The sequence below is a fragment of the Marinomonas rhodophyticola genome, assembly GCF_026113935.1.
In the GTDB taxonomy this organism is placed as follows: domain Bacteria; phylum Pseudomonadota; class Gammaproteobacteria; order Pseudomonadales; family Marinomonadaceae; genus Marinomonas; species Marinomonas rhodophyticola.
Genome location: NZ_JAPEUL010000009.1, coordinates 350,620 through 369,547, shown reverse-complemented (window position 1 = coordinate 369,547; position 18,928 = coordinate 350,620). Strand labels below are relative to the sequence as shown.

Genomic DNA, 18,928 nt, shown 5'->3' with positions numbered 1-18,928 from the left:
TTCTACAATCAATGCTTTTTTTATCATCTGCGCTCGATGCATAGCTGACTTTGGCAGTGTTCTCAGCATGATCGCCCTATCAAGCTATGTCTTTGTTATCAGTAATAATGTCTATCAGTTCAGCATGTTTATGGTCTGTAGTCTCTGTGGCAGTCTTTTCTCTAGTGTGATTAGCCTACCTTTTTTTCGAAAAATGCCGGGAAATTAGCACTTATATGTCTAAACCTAGTGCGATTTTTCGTAATGGTCTTGCTGCTGATTCTTCCCGAATCTTACCGTTTATATGTGGTCCCTTGTATTGCTTTTATTAGCGGCTTTTGCAACACCCTGTTCACGATAGGAATCAATAGCCAACTCCCTAATTGGATCACCAACTCAAAACGGTTATCGGTCAATACTTGGTTAACCTCTTTATCTTCGGTGAGTGCGGTAACAGGAGGATTGCTAGTCGGAACATTAATTGCGGGGACAGGTTATGAGAATGTGTTTATTCTTAATATTATCGCCTATGTCTTTGTCGCGGTTATGCTGTTACCACTGAAAAAAATCACGGATGAGACACAACCAAGTTATCAGTCTGTCCCTTTTCGACAAGAGTGGCGACAGCTTAAGGTCGAACTCAGAAAAGCCCCCATACTAGCAGGCATGTTGTTGGTCACTCTTGTCGGAAGTTTAGGCAATGCGGCCCATCAAGTCGGTTTTCCAATCATAGCAAAATTGCTCACCCCCGAAAACATAAGCCAAGCCATGGGTATCTTGATGGCATCTTGGGCTGTCGGCAAGTTTGTCGGTGCCCGTCTGTTAGGTCATTTGTTAAAGAAATCTCCATACCTCTCACTGGAAAGGCTATTTTTTGTTGGCTTTTCAATTCTGTCTATTGGCTTCATGCTTACTTTTCAGCAACATCAGCAAGTATGGGCAATGTTATTTGTTATCTGTGCCGGCATAGGCGAAGGCATTGCTGAGGTAAGCTTGGTATCAAGAGTACAAACAGAACCTGACACGCTACGCCTACCCGTATTCAGCACTCTTGCTCTGTTCAAGATGACGGGATTTGCCGCTGGAATGATGATAGTGGCACCTTTTTACAATTGGCTGCCTCTCTATCTGGTCATTATGCTTTTTCATGGCATACCATTAATCACATTAGTCATGGTATACATTTGGCTAAAAAGACGATTACAACCTAAAAAAGTCAATATTCAACCAAAAGTCGACTTCTAAACGGCTCTGTACGCTATCTATTCTGATCTTTAAATCACGTATGTTAGTGTCTTATATAACATGGTTTTGAACATGACTGTTTACTATACCAATAATTGATGGACTAACCTCAAAAATGGATGACTAAGTCAAAGCACCGCGCACTACACTAAGTAGGCACTTTATACCGCAGTAAAGAAACAACCTAAACTGCCCGCTTATAAAAATAATTAATGCACTGGTGTATCGCGATGAGATTTGATTTTTCAAACTACGACCTTCAGCTTGTAGACGTTCCTATTCAGTCTCTTGCTGATGTTTTATTAGAAAAAGGCTTTGGAAAGCATCATTTTATTGAAGGAACACTTCAGCCAACACTCACAACGTTAAAATTCAAAACGTTTGGAGCACTTTCGATTATCGAATACAGCCTTGATGTGCCTGTTCAAATAAGCAGCGTAACAGTGCCCGACGCGTATTTTTTACAAGTCGTTCTGACAGGGCGCCGTCTCGAGCATAGCCACAATGCTGAACGTGTATTAAAAGCAGGAGACTCGATCATCATTATGCCCAATACGCCTATTGAATCGCATGACTATGCTGACTGTAAAAAGCTTATCGTCAGAATTCCGACGGATTTCTTGCATCAGGCAGCTCAAGAATTCGGTTATTTATCATCGACTAGCGGCATTGTTTTTAGCTCAGTCCCGAATCAACTCCCCATGGCGGTACCTTTGTTTAATCTACTCAACGACATGTTACAACAAGACAAATCCGTTCTTGGTGAGCGGCCCTTGCTGTATTATTGCAAGCTACTAAACAGCGCTATTCTCAATGTCTTTGATAACAATGTCCGACTCGGCTCGGTTTCTAAAGATTCACTGCATCGTTATATTGCGCGTATTCGTCAATACGTTTTGGACAATATTACTCGGGATATTACGATAGATGAGTTGGCCAGCTTATGCCAAATCAGCCGAAAGTCGCTGTATAATTTATTTGAACGTGAGACAGGCCTAACACCCTCAACGTATGTTCGCCGTCTGAAATTAGAACGAGTTCACGCCGAATTGAAAAACAACGAGCGAATTAAAAATGTGACTCAGGTTGCATTAAAGTATGGCTTTACTAACCTAGGACGATTTTCAGCACAATACCGCGAGCAAATAGGGGAATTACCGTCGAAAACGTTACGAGATTTTTCTTGTTAAACAAACCATAAAAAAAACAGACTGGACAAAAGGGGAAAAGCCCAGTCTGTTCTTGTGGTGACTCGTTATTAGAACTTGTACATCGCCATCACTTCGACTTGTTGTCCAGCAGGACGTGATGACGTACCAACAGCCACTGAGGGACGGTTTGCCATATTCTGATCACGCACCTCTAAACCGAATTCTAAGCCTGGCAAGTACGTGTAGATAACGTTCGCTAGAGTCAATTTAAGCGTATCATCCGCCAATGTTGAAGCGGTTTCGTCAGACGTCACTTGACCATAACGTAGGTTAACTCTTACCTTGTCACTGACTTTATGCCCAATGCCTGCTGAGAAGCCGGTTAAAGTGACCATGTCACCCTGAGCGTCTATTTCAGCAACACCAGAAGCCCCTGACGCACCTTGGTAACCCCAACCAGCGTAAACACCCGCCCCCTTACCGGAGAAGCCACTGAGCGATAAACTGGTGTCACCAAATTTCAATTTCGCCGCTAGAGACAAAGCCGCACCGAATTTAGAGTCGCTGTCAGCGCTATTAGAAGGCGTCATGTCCACATCACGGCCTGTCACCGCAACGTTAAAAGCATGACCTTCTGGTGTGCGATGCGTATAAGCTGCCACCATATCTGGGTAACTCGCGTCAGCATAAACAGGATCTTGGAAAGTTAAGCGCATGCCTTTGTCTGCATAGTGCACAACCAAATCAGGACGAACAACCGCACCGTTCCCAGCCACAGTACCTATCCCTAGTCCCCATAAGTTAATCATTTCGGTATCAAATGGCGCGTTAGCAAAAAATTGACCATTCCACGTCTGACCAACGGTCAAGTTATCAACCGAAATAGTCGCATGACGTAAACGATAGGCGTAAGTAGAGTCTGACGCTGTTGTATTGTTATCCCAAAAATCCCCTTCAATAAATCCAGTGATTTTATGGCCGTCTTCCATGCGGCTTGCTGTGAAGTTAATACGTGACTGACGAGCACTGCCATCAAACGAACTACTTCCTTCGTCAGGGTTATTGAACACACCCTCTGCTTTTAAATAGCCGCCAATGCTGAATTGGGTACCATTAAAATCACCCAACTCCAGAGCAAATCCTTGCGAAGAGAGACTCGCCACGATAACAGCTTGCGCCACCTTATTTTTCATCAACATATGGATACCACCTGTTTATTAACTGTTATATTTATAATTAGGGAGTCAATATCGCAAAGCGGGGCGGAATGAGATATCCACATAGTGCAATCTTTGTACACTATGTGACATAAATAAGAAAAACGTAGATAAGGTAAAGGGATCAAATAAAACGTTAGATCTCTTTACCTAATGATTATGGCTACACCCAATGGTTTTCTAAAACATCATAGTGACGCACAAACGTATCTGGGTCTAACTCGTATTTATCGTCTTCAGGATAAAGTCTGGCGACATCAATATCCTGACCAGCGAAAGCGACAATAGACTCGCGTGTCGGCCAATAAGTAATAAGAGTAACTTCAAATGTGTATTCATTTACTTCACGACCAAAGATTTGAGCGCCTTTAAACCCCTTAGTTGCAGAGGTATCTTTAACTCCGGTTTCATATAAATAAGCAATGAACGCCTCTTTTTTAGACATCGGGCAACGGGCTTTCCATTCTCTAGCAATCATTTCTATGTTTCTCCGCCATAATTCAACATATCAGCTGTGTCTACGCACGAAACCGCTTTTGCAATCCCATTAGGAAGTTACGCAAGATCTGATCTTTGCATTCGCAATAGTGACGGTTGTCTGGTTTACGGAAGAAAGAGCTTAGCTCATGCTTGCTTAAGTTAAATTCCGCAAGCGACATGATGTCTAGAATGTCTTCGGCTTGTAGGTTTAAAGCGATGCGTAATTTCATAAAGACAATATTGTTTGTCAGACGCTTTTCTGGCTCAGGTTGTGGGCCTTCACGCTTGCCACGCTTCGTATTGATCAAGCCATTAAGAAAGGTCGCCATTTCCACATCAAGCATTTCGATATAGCCTGCATCATCTTCTTTTTTTAGCCAACTGGTGACTTGCTCTTGTGCGGCAATACCATCCGCTGCCGCGAAGATATCAACAATCTCCAACTCTTTTAGATCAAAGGTATAACGAAGGCGGCGTAAAATATCGTTGTTGTTCAAAATAATATCCTAGTGTTAGGGAAGTAAGTGATGGTAGACCGAGACTCTAGCAGATTGGCGGATTTTTACCTATCTTCGCACTTTAATTCCGTAAGAGTATCGTCGAAACTGCATGATTGGCGTAAAATCTTGCCCGCATTAGGTAAAAGAAATTGATTCTCTAGACAGCTGACCACTTAATAGATTGCATTGCCCATTTTCATGGATGTAAGACAGTGAACTTAACCCAAAAACCGACGCTCATCGACATCACCGAACAAGCCGCCAAGCAAACCTTACCGCCGACAACACATTCAACAACGCGGCTGACAGAATTCGAATACATGCGAGGTTTAGCCATTATATTGATCGTACTGGGGCACTCAGTAATCAATACTAATGATGGCTTTCCGCTATGGTTAGAAAATATAGTGCGCGGTGGTACTGGGGTTTTTGTGTTTATTTCTGGCTTTTTCTTCCATCATGTTTTTGCACAACGTTTTGATTATCGACGCTTTATGTCGAAGAAAGTACTCAACGTGTTTGTGCCATTTTTGGTTGTATCCGCGTTTGCTATTGTCATGAACTTTTTCGTCTTTATGTTAGTGGATCAGGTCAGTGCCGCGGAAGCCGCCGTAATGTGCTGGCACTTGATGAAACAGGGCTACATTCTGTTTCCCCATTGGTATATCCCCTTCATCATCGTGACTTTTTTATGCTCTGGGCTACATCTGCGCTATTTAACACTGCCGCTATTGACTCAGCTGTCTATTTTAGCGATGTTTACCATCATCTCCGTTGTCATTCATCGACCGCATGGCAACGCTAATGTGCTACAATCCGTGGTGTATTTCACGCCTTTTTACCTAGCGGGTATGCTGTATTCTCTACACCGTGACTGGATGAAAAAGCATTATCGCTATTTTTTTGTCGCCGCCATCCTCACCGTCATTTCCACCATTTGGTTACAATCTAGCCTTTTACTTCATGTTGGAGGCTATCATAAAGCCGCATTTGAATGGGGTGGCATCGATTTACAATTCATTCAAAAAATGGGCCTGTGTATTTTATTTATCGGCTTTTGTTCACACCTTGTCAGACCTGCCCTTGGTAAACACTTAACCATGTTGGCTTCCATTAGCTTTGCTATTTTTTTCTTACATCCTCTTATTAGCATGATCTGGGGAAACGCCACCTATTTACTACTCAATGCGGGATATCTTGAACCCAATACAACCCTGCTATACAGCCTTGTTTCATCATTGGCATTATTTGTTTTTCAGTTCTATGGATCGGTATGGTTAATAGGCAAATTAAAACCTTTGTTAGGCAAAAAAAGCCGATTGCTGATTGGGGCTTGATAAATATAGAAGGTGTACTATAGGCAAAAAGATGTCGATTTTGAGGTTGATCATGCATGATCATTACCTTATTTCTCATTAAATAAGGAATCCCAAATGAAATTATCATCCATTCTCTGTACTTCTCTCATTCTGTGCAGTGCCTCGTTGCATGCTACGGAGTTGACTCACTGGCCTAAAGACGTTGCCTCTGAGTTGAATACCATGATTGAAAAGAATGTGAATATGGGCGCTTATGCTGCTAAAAAACAAAAAATTTGACAACATCTAGAATGCAAATCAAACAAGGAGCATACAATCAAAAAAAGAATCTAGACCTTCAAATGACAGCTTTCTTGATGAACCCGATGACATGGTACGAAGGCAAGCTTGGCTCAATCCTTGGTTAGATTGACTAATGGAAGAACCCCATACTTGTCGCCGGTGACTCACCACTTTACGATGGCTACATGCTGTTCAATGGCACTGACACTGATAAAGGCTGCATGCGCATTTGGGTAAACCGCAAAGCGGAATACATGAAACAAATGGAAGCTTGGTGGGACGATGCTGCTAAGCAACAATCTACATTGGAACAACCTGGTACAGCTGATAAAAATTGGCTCGTTGTGACACCTGATCAATTGTATTAGGCAATACAGTAATGTTGGTGTAGATGTAATATCATTCCCCACCTTACTTAGATTTATCTACTAGAATTTAATAATCCTACCCAATTGAACCCCAAGTTTCATCATTTTTATTTTAAAAAACTTTATTTTAATATATAAGATACGCCTTCTAAATAACCTAATCACATACCATTACTTGCCTGAGATTGCATCTACCGCTCCGTGTATGGAATTGATTAGCAATAACATGCATGTTTTAACTAGACAAGGTGCGTATGAAACTATCAAAACAACTAGGAATTCTTATTATTTTTTCAGCAGCTGGCTTAATTATTTTGGGTGCACTTGCTTTAACGACACTTCGTGAAAATCTAATAGATAGCCGAAAACATGAAATAGAAACGATTCTAAATTTTGCAAAAAACCAAGCTACGCATTTCGTAGAATTAGAAAAAACAGGAAAGCTTACGAAACCAGAAGCGGAACAAGCTGTTATAGAAGCCTTATCAACAATGCGCGAAGGTGCATCTTTTATTTGGTCAAATGATAATAACGCCATTTCTCGTGTTCATGCTCGAGAAAGTGAATTGGGGAAGTTTCAAGAGTCTTACAAAGATCACATGAAACAACTTGCAAATACTGATTTAGTATTCAAAGTAAGTCCGAGCAAGAAACCAGGTACTGATGATCAAGTTATAAAAGTTAATGGAATGAGCAAAATCCCTGAATGGAATTGGGTGATTGGCTATGGCGTATATATGGATGATTTACAGTCTACGTTCTGGCACACAGCTGTTTATTTCATTATTGCAGGCCTTGTGATTCTAGCTTTTATTATATTTTCTGCCATTTACTTAGCTAGAAATATTCTTAATAAAATTGGCGGCGAGCCACAATACGCAATGGAAGTTACGACTCAAATTGCCAATGGCTACTTAAATGAGAGTATCCAAGGCAACTTCTCAAAAGACAGTCTACTCGGCTCTATTGCTCGTATGCAGAACTCTCTTCAAGAGATGGTCCGTAATATCAACAAAGGCTCTCTGTTACTTACAGGCTCTACAAAAATACTTAATGAACAAATGCAACATATTGCAGCAGCATCACAAAAATCATCCGATGCATCTTATTCAACAGCCTCTGCAATTCAAGAATTGTCATCTTGTATAGAAGAAATATCAAGAAGTGCTCACAACACTGAGAAGAACTCAGAAGAATCTTCTGCATTGTCATTGAATGGTGAAAATTTAGTTAAAAAATCGGCTCAAAGTATTAATGAAATTTCTAATCAAATTACCCGCTCTACCGAAGAAATCGCCAACTTAGAAAAACGCTCTCTACAAATTGGTAATATTGTTAATGTGATTCGAGATATTGCGGATCAAACCAATCTGTTAGCTTTGAACGCGGCAATAGAAGCAGCGCGCGCGGGTGAGCAAGGGCGGGGGTTTGCTGTCGTAGCTGATGAAGTAAGAACACTAGCGTCACGTACTGCAACTGCTACCGCTGAAATTACTGAAACAATTAATATGGTTCAAGCAGAGACGGAAAACGTCGCGAAAACAATGCAGGCAATATTACCTAAAGTAGAAGATAGTGTAGAAAGCTCATATCAAGTAACTCAAATGCTATCAAACATCCGCACGGGTTCGGATGAAACACTTGCCAGAATAAGAGATGTGTCTTATTCGGCAAAAGAACAAAACAAAGCCACTCAAAGCCTCGCAGAACATGTTGAAGAAATATCAACCATGGTACAAGAAACTGCCGTAGCAGTTTCCAGTTCACGAAAAAGCATGGATGATTTAGAAAAATTAGCTATAGAACTACATGAAAGCGTTAGTTATTTCAAAATATAAAACACTATTTTCTGATTAGTCGTTCCTGAATAATGGCGTTTCATGCAAGAAGCGCCATGCTATTTTTAGGTCTTTCCAGAGGAAAGATTATTTTCAGCCATAATCGTCTTAAAAATGCTCCAAAATATGGGGTACAACAAAGCCACTTCAGTAGCTTACGCAGGTTCTGGCCACAGGCACTTAAGATCACGTTGATCGCATCCATCGCCTAGTACACCTTTTAAGAAGCATCGTCTGAGTTTTCCATCCGATTTGAGATGCCCTATGATGGGTTCTATTCTATTTCGTCTTCCATCCAGTTTTTCTTTCTTGGGTACACCGCGTTTTGACCAGCAACCAAGACGTTAATGTCTTCCACGCCTGACCCTTTATACCCTCTATTAACAAAACAGGTTTCCGGTTTTCGCCCCGTCAAGGTTTCTACTTGTTGGAGTTGATCTTTTAACGTATGACCATCATAAGGATTACCTGAATAGCTTCTTTCACCCACGATGAAAGATTCTTTTGCTGTCACAGCTATGCTCGCTTTTACGCCAAATTCGTAGCGTTTATGAGGCTCTGCCTTTGGATATACAGTCCACATTGGGTTCATATAAGCTGTAGAGTTTGTTTTTGCTCTGACAAGTTTGTTTTAGTAATCGACAAGCTTGGTTGAGTGTGTCTTCCTGTTTTTAAGTGAGCGTTAATCCTTGTCGTTTTACTTGCCGATCTATGTCACGCAATACTCGCCCTAAGAAGCCTTTGACTTGCTTAATCGCTTTTTTCATCCGTTTGTATTGTTTGGCGTGACCATAACGTCCAATTTTAGGCATTAACTCATGACAAGCTTTGTTATAGGTTTGTCTTAACGGGATGTTTTTTTCTTTTACCGTGGTGTCTACTACGACTCATTTTAGGCTCGCTGGTTTGATGACTTTTAGTTTCAGCCCTGCTTGTATCGTCTGGGTTAGCAACCATTCACAGCCTTCTTCTCCTAACCGTTTTCGCCATTTAACAAGACTGGTTGGATGGCACGGGAAGTCGTGCTGGAAAAAGGTTTCGCCACAAAAGTATTGGTAGTAAGGCGATTCAAACCATTGCTCTAATACCATTTCGTCAGACAAATTATGCCAGTGTTGCAAATAGAGCAATCCCGCCATAAGGCGAGTGGGTAACGCGGCTACACCCACCGTCGAGAAGTGTGCCCCCAATTCGTTATCCAACTGGTTCCAATCAATGATCCTAGCTAGTCGAACTAAAGGATGATTGGGGTTAATGATGTCTACGAGCTGAGGTTGGAATAAATCCTTTTGCGGCATGATCTTTGTCTGACGAGGCTTCATAAAACTCACCCATTCTGCAACTTTTTAGGTCTAAAAGCGTATTTATCGTAAGATTTAGACATTAACTATCTTATAAAAAACATTAGATTAAATAGGTTGTGAGTTTTTCTGGGACTACTGATTTTAATGCTCATTCCTAAAGCTGGAGTGATTCATGCGATTTCAACAGGACAGTTCCAAGGTATAAACCGACAAACTCGAAACATTAAAAATCCGCTAATACGAAAAGTATTAGCGGATTGTTGTTTTTTTGTTTTATGAAACAAATCTATTTCTTAAATACTTTTGCAATGTCTTCCCAATTAACAATTTTGAAGTTCTGGTTTTCGGCTCTGTATTGCGCATCAAGATTGTTCCAATCTTGGGCAATAAAAATTCCTTGCGGATATGTGGCGCCCAAGTTCGCAGATACGGCATGAATGCCATCGGTATCACTGCTGCCATCAACCCCTTTTTCATCGTTACCAATAATGGCAAAGCTGCCTAGGTACTGATTTTTATTGGCAAGATCAAAAATAGCGTAAGTGTTATTACCTTGGCTCGATGCAATCAAGTAATTCACTTCGTCGTTTTGATACAAGGTAATGCCTTCAATGTCGTCAACTAATCGCTTGCCATCCACTGCAGCAAATAAACTTGGCTCCATAGTCGCTTTTTCATCGGCTTGGAAGGCCCAAATCGCTTTATCTTCTTCCCCAACGTAAAGCGTGCCTGTCGCATCATCGGCAACACAACCTTCAGGCTGGGTCTCTACTTTTAGCGTACGAACCATGTCGCCCTTCATGCCTTTTTGTGTCGGTGTAATACGCCATTGTTCAATCACACCGTTTTTACCATTAACGAAAACATACGGTGTGCCGTCTTTGGCTTGATACATGCACAACCCGTAAACTTCATCGACATTAGAAAGCAACTCGGCTTGCTCTGGATGAACATGACTGCCAATGGCATTTAATGGTTCGATTGGCTTTTTGCCACCAATTTTATAAAGCGCAATGGTGTTTAACTCACGGTTTGACGCCGCCGCCAAGGCAAAGCTTTTACCATCCCAATCTTGCACGGTACGAAGGTCAACATTGTTAGGCTTACCGCCTTTTAAGAACTGCAGCTCTTTACCATTAAGATCATATGCCATCAAACCACCTTTTTTGTTGGTCGCTATGATCAGGCTTTTTGAGGCGTCATCAGGGTTCAACCAAAATGCTGGATCATCTGCTGCGTCGCCACTTTTGCTGACTTCATCTGTTTCACCGCTGGCCGCGACCAATTTTACGCCTTGAACCGTTAAATCGCGGTAATCGCGTAAATGATTGAAGACCACTTTCTCGTTTTGCATACCTTGGCTTAATTGCTCCAGAGCAATTTTCTCATAAACAGGCTGGTCTGCTTCGGTATTACCAACCCAGATGGCATTGGTCGATGCTGTTATAATTTTCGCTTCTTCGACGCCAGCAACATTGAAACGAGTCAAATAGTTGCCTTTCTTGCGGCCATACACAAGGAAACCTTGACCTTCATCGGCAACCAAAAGATAACCCTCGCCATTGGCTTGATAGACCAAATCCAGACCTTCAATTTCTTCTAAATGACCTAATGGCGCGACGGCATCAACCAAACGACGATCTTTAATATTCTCGGCGTCTGCACCGTAAGCCCAAATACCAATGTTCTGCTCACTCACGTACAAGGTGCCTGTTTGATCGTCGACGACACAAGCACTCAATTCACCACCTACATTGGTGTGGCGTACCATAACGGGCTTGCCAGCGGCATCTTTCACTACACTTTGAACCTGACCATCCTTGTATTGCAGCTTGTATTGAACAATGTCACCGCCATCAGAAACACCTGTTACCGTGGTTTCACCTGTGGTCACATTTTGATAAAGACAAACCGCTTCTGCAGCGATATTGGCAGAAATCCGGCCCACTTCAGTTAAGGGGGTCGTTGCTGAACGATCGATGCGATAAAAAGCAAAGGCTTTGTCATCCGGTAATCCGACCGCTAATAAATCTATACTTTTATCGCCATCCTTTAGACCATATCGAACGTCAGCACCCAATACGTTCTTGCTGTCATCGCGCATGATCACTTTGCCTTGATAATCAAAGACAACCAAACCATCATCTTCTAGTGTCGCAATCAACAAATCGTCTTGCGCCTTGTCAGGGACTCGTCCAAACAGCCGCGTCAGCGATATCGTCAAAACTGGCCGCACTTTTTAGCTCAGTTGGAATACTCGGTGTCGTCGCATAAGCTGGCGAAACCATAGCACTAGTGATTGCTAGAGCAATCAAAGACAAACGTAAAGACATAATAATGTTTCCTCAATGTGATAAATAAATTAATTAATCTAGCTCAATAGATAGAACAATTTGAGGACACCTTAATAAGCCTTCATGTCGACTTTATGACAGCTTTTTTCAGCTTAAGCTAAAGGGACTATTTATGTGCTTATTTGACGATGATCCACCCATATTTGAGCTTTAATGACGAAAGACAAAGCGGCTTAAACCGCGGTTTCTTAGTGGAAAAATACCGTTATAACGCTATTTATCTGAACAAACGTCATTTGCTATGAGCTAATCGGACTTTATGCACTCAATGACCTCATTCTGTAACAGATACACCACATACTAATTCGACAGTAATTAAATAAGGCAGATTCCATAATGGATTGGTTACATCGGTGGCGTTACGCCTGTATTGATAACGTTCAAAAAATCATGCGTCACAAAATTTGGCTTACCTTGTTAGGCTTTGTATTTCTGTTGTTGCTGACGCTGAATTTTTCACAAGGTGAACTAAAACCTCCAGCTACCTGGGTTTGGGTCGATATTATTGGTGAAGGGGCGTCGTCATTATGTGTGGTGATTTGGTTACTTCTCGTACTATCAATGCGCCCCGTTGGACAAGTAACCAACTGGTTTGCAGCGGGATTTATTGGAATTTTCGCGTCTAATTTTCAAGACTTCCTTGATGAATGGGTGCATTTACCACTTCCATATACGTGGGACAGCTGGGTCGAGTCTTTGCCCGTTGGCTTGCTCGCACTGACCGTTGCTTTTTGCTTATGGCGCAAGGAACAAGGTCAAATAGATCGTTATTTACTGAAGCGTCAGGCTATTTATCACAATACAACCGCCTTAGATCACACCACCAGCTTACCTAAGTTTGAACATTTAAACACTCAGCTGGAATACGCCTTTGCCAAAGGAAAAGCCAACTGGCAACAGCATGCACTCGTGTTAGTTGACATCACGCCATTTTCTGAGATTAGTTACCGTTATGGTGGACGAGAAGCAGATCGCTTTTTGGTAGTCATAAGTGAACTTATGCTATTGGCATTGCGTGAAGAAGATATGCTTTGTCATTTGGCCGGAGATAGATTTGCCATTGTGATGAAAAACGTCAATCAAACTCTCGCTCAACAAAAAGCAGACCGACTTAAAGCTCTCATCGACCAATTTTATTTTTCAATTAAGGATTCAGAGCATGGCGTTTCGGCACAGGCCACGATGGTTTTGGTGATGGCAGACAATTCAATGAAAGCGCCAGATAGTTTACTTAAACAAGCAATCTTAGCGCTCTCAAACCAACACAAGCTTGTGCAATCAAATACCTAAGCCATGACTCGATTCTGGTTAGAAAAACAAGATCGCTATCTCTTGGCTCATCAGCAATCTGTCATCTTGATGGATCTGCTGATTGCGCGAGACATAAAGCCTGATTTCTTTTTACGTAAAACCGGCTCTTTTACGAGGATGTTGCATCTGGCTCGAAACACTTTAGCCCAGAACAGTTTGCCCAACTTTGCGATAACGCCAGCCAATTACCCAATAGCTATGATTTGGCTTTTTTATTCGGCCAACGCATGCTACCAGGACATTTCGGCAGTCTGTCCAGTGGATTACAGAATGCCCCAAGCTTACGTCATGCGTTGGCTTTCATGGATGAATTTGCCATTTTACTTTTTCCACTGTTAGCCCCCAAATTAAGAACCTACAAAGAGCAACTTAATATCGATTTTATTGATGTGTTTGGGGTGTCTACAACGACCTTGTTAAGTAAAAAACACACAAAACTCGCTCTTTTCTTAAAGAACATGACGGTCACTGCCATTACCTCATTGACGTCCTGGTTATCACAACAATCCTTACCTTGGTCTTTCTACTTTGATTATCCTGCGCCGGATAATCAGTCTGAGTACGATGTATTTCTTGGTCAAAGTCGATATTTTTCTCAGACGTTCACCACAATTTCTATTCCAGAAAGCTATTTAGATCTTCCTTGGAAAAGAGCTTCACCTACACTTTTTCAGCTTGCTTTAGAAGAGTCTCGACTGAGCGTATCAAAGCTAGAGGCTCAACAAAGTTTACTAAGTTTGGTAAGCAATCAATTGAATACACAGATTCGATCTTTACCAAGTTTGGAGCAAATGTCCGACGCACTTAACCTCAGCCCAGCCACCTTGAAACGTAAGCTTAAAGCCCATAACACCAGTTATCAAAAACTCTGTGACCAAACAAGAAAACGGGTATCAATTAATTTAATCAATGAATTGGGATACAACGAAGCACAAGTGGCAGAATATTTAAACTTTTACGATGTGAGTAATTTTAGACGTTCGTTCAAACGCTGGCAGCTGTCTTAGTCTAAAACGAGACAGAAATTCACAAGAGCAACAAGAGCAACAAGAGCAATTGATTAGAGACCTTTGCTCGACGGCTGTGCGTGCCAAGGCCTCTATTTAATATCGTTATTTTTTCTTCGGCTGGCGACCATGATAAATGGCGAAGCCTTTGTCTCGATACAAACGACTATGAGACCCCAGTGCCGCGTCTAAAATTGGTGGATAACGTAAGAAGTCGTTGGCGACCACAAACAGCTCACCATTCAACGTCAGGTGTTGTTTCACCGTCATGAAAAAGTTTTCAGCAATGCTGTAATCAGTATTCACGCCGCTGTGGAAAGGCGGATTGGTGACAACGTAGTTAAAGCGACCTTTTACCTGATCTAAACCATTAGAAGCGACCAAAGTCACCGCATCACCGACCTGATTAGCCGCAAAAGTTAACTCTGTTGCTTTCAGCGCTAACACGCTGTCATCCAAGGCGGTAATTTTTGCGCCTGTTTTATTGTGTAGCCACAAGGCAATAATGCCGTCGCCACAACCAAAGTCGAGTATGCGAGCGCTGCCAATATCACTCATAAAGCGATGCTGATTCAGTTGATTTAATAAAATCTCCGTGCCTTTATCGAGTTTCCCATGACCAAACACACCAGGGAGACTGCACAAAGTCAATGTTTGCCCTGCGACTTCTTGTTTCCAGGTCACGATCCAATCTTCAAATACAAATGGCTTGGCTGGACGACGCTTGTAACCTGCATACAACAAACAATGCTTAGCGCCATCCTTCTTACCAACTTCATCCAATCCTGCTTCCAGTCGCTTCATAGAGGATTTAACGCCGCTCTTATTGTCGCCCACCAGCCAGATTTGGCCGCCATCTTTTAAAAGAGGCAGAACCGACGCTAATAAGTAATCCAGTAGCTCTTTGGCTTTGGGTTGATAAATAACCACCAAATCAAACTCACGACCATTCTCTGGCGCCCATTGCTCGGATAAAAACAGTTTTTCATCCGCAAAGCCAACGCGGATTAAAGCGTCATATGATGTTTTAGATTGACACCAAGCATACACATCCGCTTGTCGGCTTACCTCCAGCGGATAAGTGTCTTCTGGGTTTGCGAATAAAATTTTACCCGACAATTCCGTATTGTTACGCACCAATAGTTGGCTCGTTAAATTAAGATTCATAAGTAACAGATAGCTCTTTAATAGAAAGGGTGGTTACAGGCGCCAATAAAGTGTTTAAACGCTCAGTAGACAGTTCTGGTTGCACCCTTGGGTAACGCGGTGCTTTTCGGTCATTCAACAAAGGCGACGACCATCCTTTGGTTAAGGTTAAAAAATCTTGTGCGAACTCATCTCCGTGCTCTAAACATCCAGACAAGATCACATCCAAGTAACTGAGTGCAATAGGGCAATCCTGATCGGGCTGTGTGACTTCGTCTGTATGATAAACCCAATACGTGCCTTCAGGCAGAGCATCCTGCTGATAAGGTGTGAGTTGCTCCGACTTAATCATGGATCGTCGATAACCCCGCTCACGCTCATCAAACAAGGGAAATTGATCGTGAGGCACTTCCACCAACACCCCATTACAGGCTTTCTCAGGGGCAATGACCACCGCAACGGAGCCTCATACCGTACTCAACCGACATCACAGACCAATGGCGTTCGAAACCATGCAATTTAACAGGCCAAACCCTACCTGTTTCACCCGTTTTAGCACGACTTTCGCCGTTCATTAGGCTGCCATAGCCCAAAATAAAGTGTCGATTTACTGCGCTCATAGCAGCCCCCAAGCAAAATATGCAATTGAAATTCCTAGATAGCCTGCATGATAACGTGTGGCTTTGGACAGTACTAGCTTCTGTCTGCATTGATCGATGACGGAAGAAAGGGAAAAAGGCCCAGTGAAACAAAAAAGCCCTGAAAAATCAGAGCTTTTAGGCATTTATTTGAAGTAACGAGAACGACGCCCCTTTTACTATGCCGTGGCTTGCTTCGACTTCCCCTTCAATAAAAATACTAATGGCAGTGCTGCGACAGTCACCCACATCATCAGACGAAAATCTTGTAAATACGCCAAGGTAGCCGCTTGACCCGTGACAACTTGGTTTAGCGCCGCAAGCCCCGCTGCCGTTGTTGTATTATACGCACCCTGCTCTTGTGCTATCTGTAGGCCAAGATTAAAAGGATTAATGTAATCCGCAAAGGCAGCGTGATTGATCTGCGTTCGTTGCGCCAAATACGTTGTCACGACTGAAATGCCGATACTGCTGCCAATATTTCTTAATAAGCTAAACATAGACGTGCCTTCATTACGGTACTTAGGATCTAAGGTGGCAAAACTAATGGTGGATAACGGCACAAAGATAAACCCTAGGCCAGTGCCTTGAACTAAACCCGTACGGATAATGTCCCACGCTGTCACCTCGGTGGTAAACAACGTCATTTCCCACATAGAATAAGTAATCAACACCAAACCCAATGTAATGAAGAAACGAGCGTCAATCTTATTTGCAAGGCGACCAACGATGATCATCGCCGCCATGGTACCAAACCCCCTCGGTGCCAAAATGGCGCCAATATCAACCACTGGATAACCCATTAACGAACTCATAAAAGGCGGTAACAGCGCCATTGAGGACAGCAGAATAATACCGACAATGAAAATGAACACCATGCCGACACTGAAGTTTCTATCGCGAAACATTTTTGGATCGATAAACGGATGGCTGTGGGTAAAAATATGCGCCAAAAACATAGTACCGCACACAATGGTCAGTAGACCTTCAATCGTCACCTCTAGGCTTGCAAACCAGTTCTGTGACTCACCTCGGTCAAGCATCATTTGTAAACTACCGATAGCAACACCGAGTAAAACGAAACCGTACAAATCAAAGCTGCGCTTTTTATCCAGCTTAGATTCGTCTAAAAAAGCCGCCAAACCAAACCAAGCAAGGATGCCAAAAGGCACATTGATATAAAATACCCAACGCCAGCTGTAATATTCCGTCAGCAAGCCACCAAGATAAGGCCCTAAAATTGGCCCTACCATGACGCCAACACCCCACATAGCCATCGCAGAGCCATGCTTTTCTTTCGGATAAGTGTCCAGTAATACAGACTGGGACAAGGGCACCAAACTCGCACCGAAGACACCTTGAAGTAAACGAAACAGCACAATCTGATCTAATGATTGTGCCGCACCACATAAAATAGACGAGACGGTAAAACCCACAATTGACCACATAAACAAACGCTTACGGCCAATTTTTGCGGCTAATACACCAGTGAGAGGCATACAAATCGCCGCCGCAACAATGTAAGACGTTAACACCCAAGAAATCTGATCTTGCGTCGTTCCCATCGCCCCTTTCATATGTGGTAAGGCGACGTTGGCAATCGTGGTGTCTAACGCTTGCATGATGGTCGCCAGCATCACAGATATGGTAATCATGATGCGAGTCATCGCAACGTTGGTTTCTTTCATTTGCAAGCCTTGTGTTGTAGCCATAACTATCGCCTCACAACGCTAGACCAAATAAACGGCGCTGATGCTCTGTATCTATCGTTACATTTGAACTAAAACCAGTACGCAAAATCGGTGTATTTTGGTCCGTATCGACAAGAATTTTGACAGAAAGACGTTGCGCGATTTTTACCCAATTACCGGTGGCGTTTTCAGCGGGAATCACAGAAAACTCAGAGCCCCGTAGCAGGACTGATGCTTTCTACTTTGCCATGTAAGGTGACGCCAGGGTAAGCGTCAACGTCGATCTCAACCTCTTGACCTGGTTGCACATAGGTCAAATCTTTTTCCGTGAAATTGGCTTCGATCCATTGTTTTTCGTCTGATACCAATACCATAGCCGTTGCGCCGGCACTGATGTATTCGCCACTATTAGGAACTTTTGCCACCACACCCGACGCAGGTGCTTTCACGTCAACATGGCCAAGATCAATACGAGCTTGATCAAGCGCCGCCTGCGCGGCTTGATAACTAGGATGCTCTTCCAATGCGGCACTTGGATCACCGCCCAAGGCCTCTTTCAGACGAAATAAATCCTTCTTTAATGCCACAACATTCAGTTCACTTACTTCAGCCGCTTGTTTGGCTTGGTCAAATTGCGTGTCGGAAATGAATTTCTGCTTTAACAAATTCGCTTGGCGTTTTTCTTCACGCTGATTAAAGGCAAACTGATTCTCTGCGAGTGTGATCTCCGCTTTTTTCTCTTCATAAGCGGCTTTCTGTTCTAAAATATTCAATCTAACTTGCTGTAATTGTGCTTGTGCTTTCGCTTCCGCCACCTTAAATGGGGTTGCATCAATGCTAAATAACAACTGACCTTTTGCTACTTTTTCGTTTTCTCTCACCGCAATAGACTGAATCGCGCCAGACACTTCGGCATTAATTGTCGTCATATCAGACTGGATATAGGCATTGTCAGTTTCAACATAACGGCCGCCTTTCATATAGACAAAAACAGATGCCAATACGACGATCACAGGCAATGCGATTAAAAAAATACGGCGCGAAGTACGCTTTTCCACTTGCTTTGGTATAGATGAAATAGTTTCTTGTTCACTCATT

General features: G+C 42.6%; 18 protein-coding genes and 2 pseudogenes. 8 read left to right on the top strand and 12 right to left on the bottom strand.

Features of this window, described 5'->3' with window-relative positions; genetic code table 11:
* Positions 1–213 precede the first annotated feature (213 nt).
* A complete protein-coding gene (locus ONZ52_RS16125) occupies positions 214–1,224 on the top strand; it encodes an MFS transporter (protein ID WP_265220308.1) in 1,011 nt (336 codons plus the stop codon).
* A gap of 230 nt (positions 1,225–1,454) precedes the next feature.
* Positions 1,455–2,414 carry an AraC family transcriptional regulator gene (locus ONZ52_RS16120; RefSeq protein WP_265219732.1) on the top strand — a complete coding sequence of 320 codons (960 nt, stop codon included), beginning with the start codon at positions 1,455–1,457 and terminating at the stop codon, positions 2,412–2,414.
* Positions 2,415–2,482: 68 nt separating this feature from the next.
* Here ONZ52_RS16120 and ONZ52_RS16115 read toward each other — a convergent pair whose 3' ends face one another.
* The 3 genes from ONZ52_RS16115 to ONZ52_RS16105 form a co-directional block, all read right to left on the bottom strand.
* Positions 2,483–3,574 carry a hypothetical protein gene (locus ONZ52_RS16115; RefSeq protein ID WP_265219731.1) on the bottom strand — a complete coding sequence of 364 codons (1,092 nt, stop codon included), beginning with the start codon at positions 3,572–3,574 and terminating at the stop codon, positions 2,483–2,485.
* Between the two features lie 181 nt (positions 3,575–3,755).
* Positions 3,756–4,070 carry an antibiotic biosynthesis monooxygenase gene (locus ONZ52_RS16110; RefSeq protein WP_265219730.1) on the bottom strand — a complete coding sequence of 105 codons (315 nt, stop codon included), beginning with the start codon at positions 4,068–4,070 and terminating at the stop codon, positions 3,756–3,758.
* Positions 4,071–4,110: 40 nt separating this feature from the next.
* Entirely contained in the window at positions 4,111–4,569 is a 459-nt protein-coding gene (locus tag ONZ52_RS16105) for a YehS family protein (RefSeq protein ID WP_265219729.1), read from the bottom strand.
* A 215-nt stretch (positions 4,570–4,784) separates the two neighbouring features.
* On the opposite strand from ONZ52_RS16105, the gene ONZ52_RS16100 reads away from it, so the two are divergent.
* The 4 genes from ONZ52_RS16100 (at position 4,785) to ONZ52_RS16085 (ending at position 8,379) form a co-directional block, all read left to right on the top strand.
* Positions 4,785–5,909 (top strand): acyltransferase family protein, encoded by a 1,125-nt coding sequence (locus ONZ52_RS16100; protein WP_265219728.1) that lies wholly within the window; start codon positions 4,785–4,787, stop codon positions 5,907–5,909.
* A gap of 96 nt (positions 5,910–6,005) precedes the next feature.
* Positions 6,006–6,170 carry a hypothetical protein gene (locus ONZ52_RS16095; RefSeq protein ID WP_265219727.1) on the top strand — a complete coding sequence of 55 codons (165 nt, stop codon included), beginning with the start codon at positions 6,006–6,008 and terminating at the stop codon, positions 6,168–6,170.
* 188 nt (positions 6,171–6,358) lie between these two features.
* Positions 6,359–6,541 (top strand): hypothetical protein, encoded by a 183-nt coding sequence (locus ONZ52_RS16090; protein ID WP_265219726.1) that lies wholly within the window; start codon positions 6,359–6,361, stop codon positions 6,539–6,541.
* Between the two features lie 254 nt (positions 6,542–6,795).
* Positions 6,796–8,379, top strand: a complete 1,584-nt coding sequence (locus ONZ52_RS16085) for a methyl-accepting chemotaxis protein (protein WP_265219725.1) — start codon at positions 6,796–6,798, stop codon at positions 8,377–8,379.
* Positions 8,380–8,419: 40 nt separating this feature from the next.
* Here the strand turns inward: ONZ52_RS16085 and ONZ52_RS16080 are convergent.
* From ONZ52_RS16080 to ONZ52_RS16070, 3 genes and pseudogenes are all read right to left on the bottom strand, one after another.
* Positions 8,420–9,701: pseudogene (locus ONZ52_RS16080) on the bottom strand (transposase).
* 268 nt (positions 9,702–9,969) lie between these two features.
* On the bottom strand, positions 9,970–11,907 hold the full coding sequence (locus ONZ52_RS16075; protein WP_265219724.1) for a phytase: 1,938 nt from the start codon (positions 11,905–11,907) through the stop codon (positions 9,970–9,972).
* Positions 11,867–12,016 carry a hypothetical protein gene (locus tag ONZ52_RS16070; RefSeq protein ID WP_265219723.1) on the bottom strand — a complete coding sequence of 50 codons (150 nt, stop codon included), beginning with the start codon at positions 12,014–12,016 and terminating at the stop codon, positions 11,867–11,869. The genes ONZ52_RS16075 and ONZ52_RS16070 overlap by 41 nt, the downstream gene beginning before the upstream one ends.
* A gap of 357 nt (positions 12,017–12,373) precedes the next feature.
* Here ONZ52_RS16070 and ONZ52_RS16065 point away from each other — a divergent pair, with 357 nt between their 5' ends.
* Complete coding sequence (locus ONZ52_RS16065; protein ID WP_265219722.1) at positions 12,374–13,327, top strand: GGDEF domain-containing protein; 954 nt, start codon at positions 12,374–12,376, stop codon at positions 13,325–13,327.
* Positions 13,328–13,473: 146 nt separating this feature from the next.
* Positions 13,474–14,355: pseudogene (locus ONZ52_RS16060) on the top strand (AraC family transcriptional regulator); the annotation flags it as partial.
* Between the two features lie 105 nt (positions 14,356–14,460).
* Here the strand turns inward: ONZ52_RS16060 and ONZ52_RS16055 are convergent.
* The 6 genes from ONZ52_RS16055 to ONZ52_RS16030 all read right to left on the bottom strand — a co-directional run bounded on the left by ONZ52_RS16055 (position 14,461) and on the right by ONZ52_RS16030 (position 18,927).
* Positions 14,461–15,522, bottom strand: coding sequence for a class I SAM-dependent methyltransferase (locus ONZ52_RS16055; protein ID WP_265219721.1), 1,062 nt, complete (start codon positions 15,520–15,522; stop codon positions 14,461–14,463).
* Positions 15,512–15,955: a gamma-glutamylcyclotransferase gene (locus tag ONZ52_RS16050; RefSeq protein ID WP_265219720.1), complete on the bottom strand. Its 444-nt coding sequence runs from the start codon at positions 15,953–15,955 to the stop codon at positions 15,512–15,514. Before ONZ52_RS16050 ends, ONZ52_RS16055 begins: the two co-directional genes overlap by 11 nt.
* Entirely contained in the window at positions 15,939–16,121 is a 183-nt protein-coding gene (locus tag ONZ52_RS16045; protein WP_265219719.1) for a gamma-glutamylcyclotransferase family protein, read from the bottom strand. Before ONZ52_RS16045 ends, ONZ52_RS16050 begins: the two co-directional genes overlap by 17 nt.
* Positions 16,122–16,318: 197 nt before the next feature.
* On the bottom strand, positions 16,319–17,851 hold the full coding sequence (locus tag ONZ52_RS16040) for a DHA2 family efflux MFS transporter permease subunit (protein WP_265219718.1): 1,533 nt from the start codon (positions 17,849–17,851) through the stop codon (positions 16,319–16,321).
* A gap of 10 nt (positions 17,852–17,861) precedes the next feature.
* Positions 17,862–18,032, bottom strand: a complete 171-nt coding sequence (locus ONZ52_RS16035; protein ID WP_265219717.1) for a hypothetical protein — start codon at positions 18,030–18,032, stop codon at positions 17,862–17,864.
* A gap of 7 nt (positions 18,033–18,039) precedes the next feature.
* Positions 18,040–18,927, bottom strand: a complete 888-nt coding sequence (locus ONZ52_RS16030) for an HlyD family secretion protein (RefSeq protein WP_265219716.1) — start codon at positions 18,925–18,927, stop codon at positions 18,040–18,042.
* Between the last annotated feature and the right edge of the window lies 1 nt (position 18,928).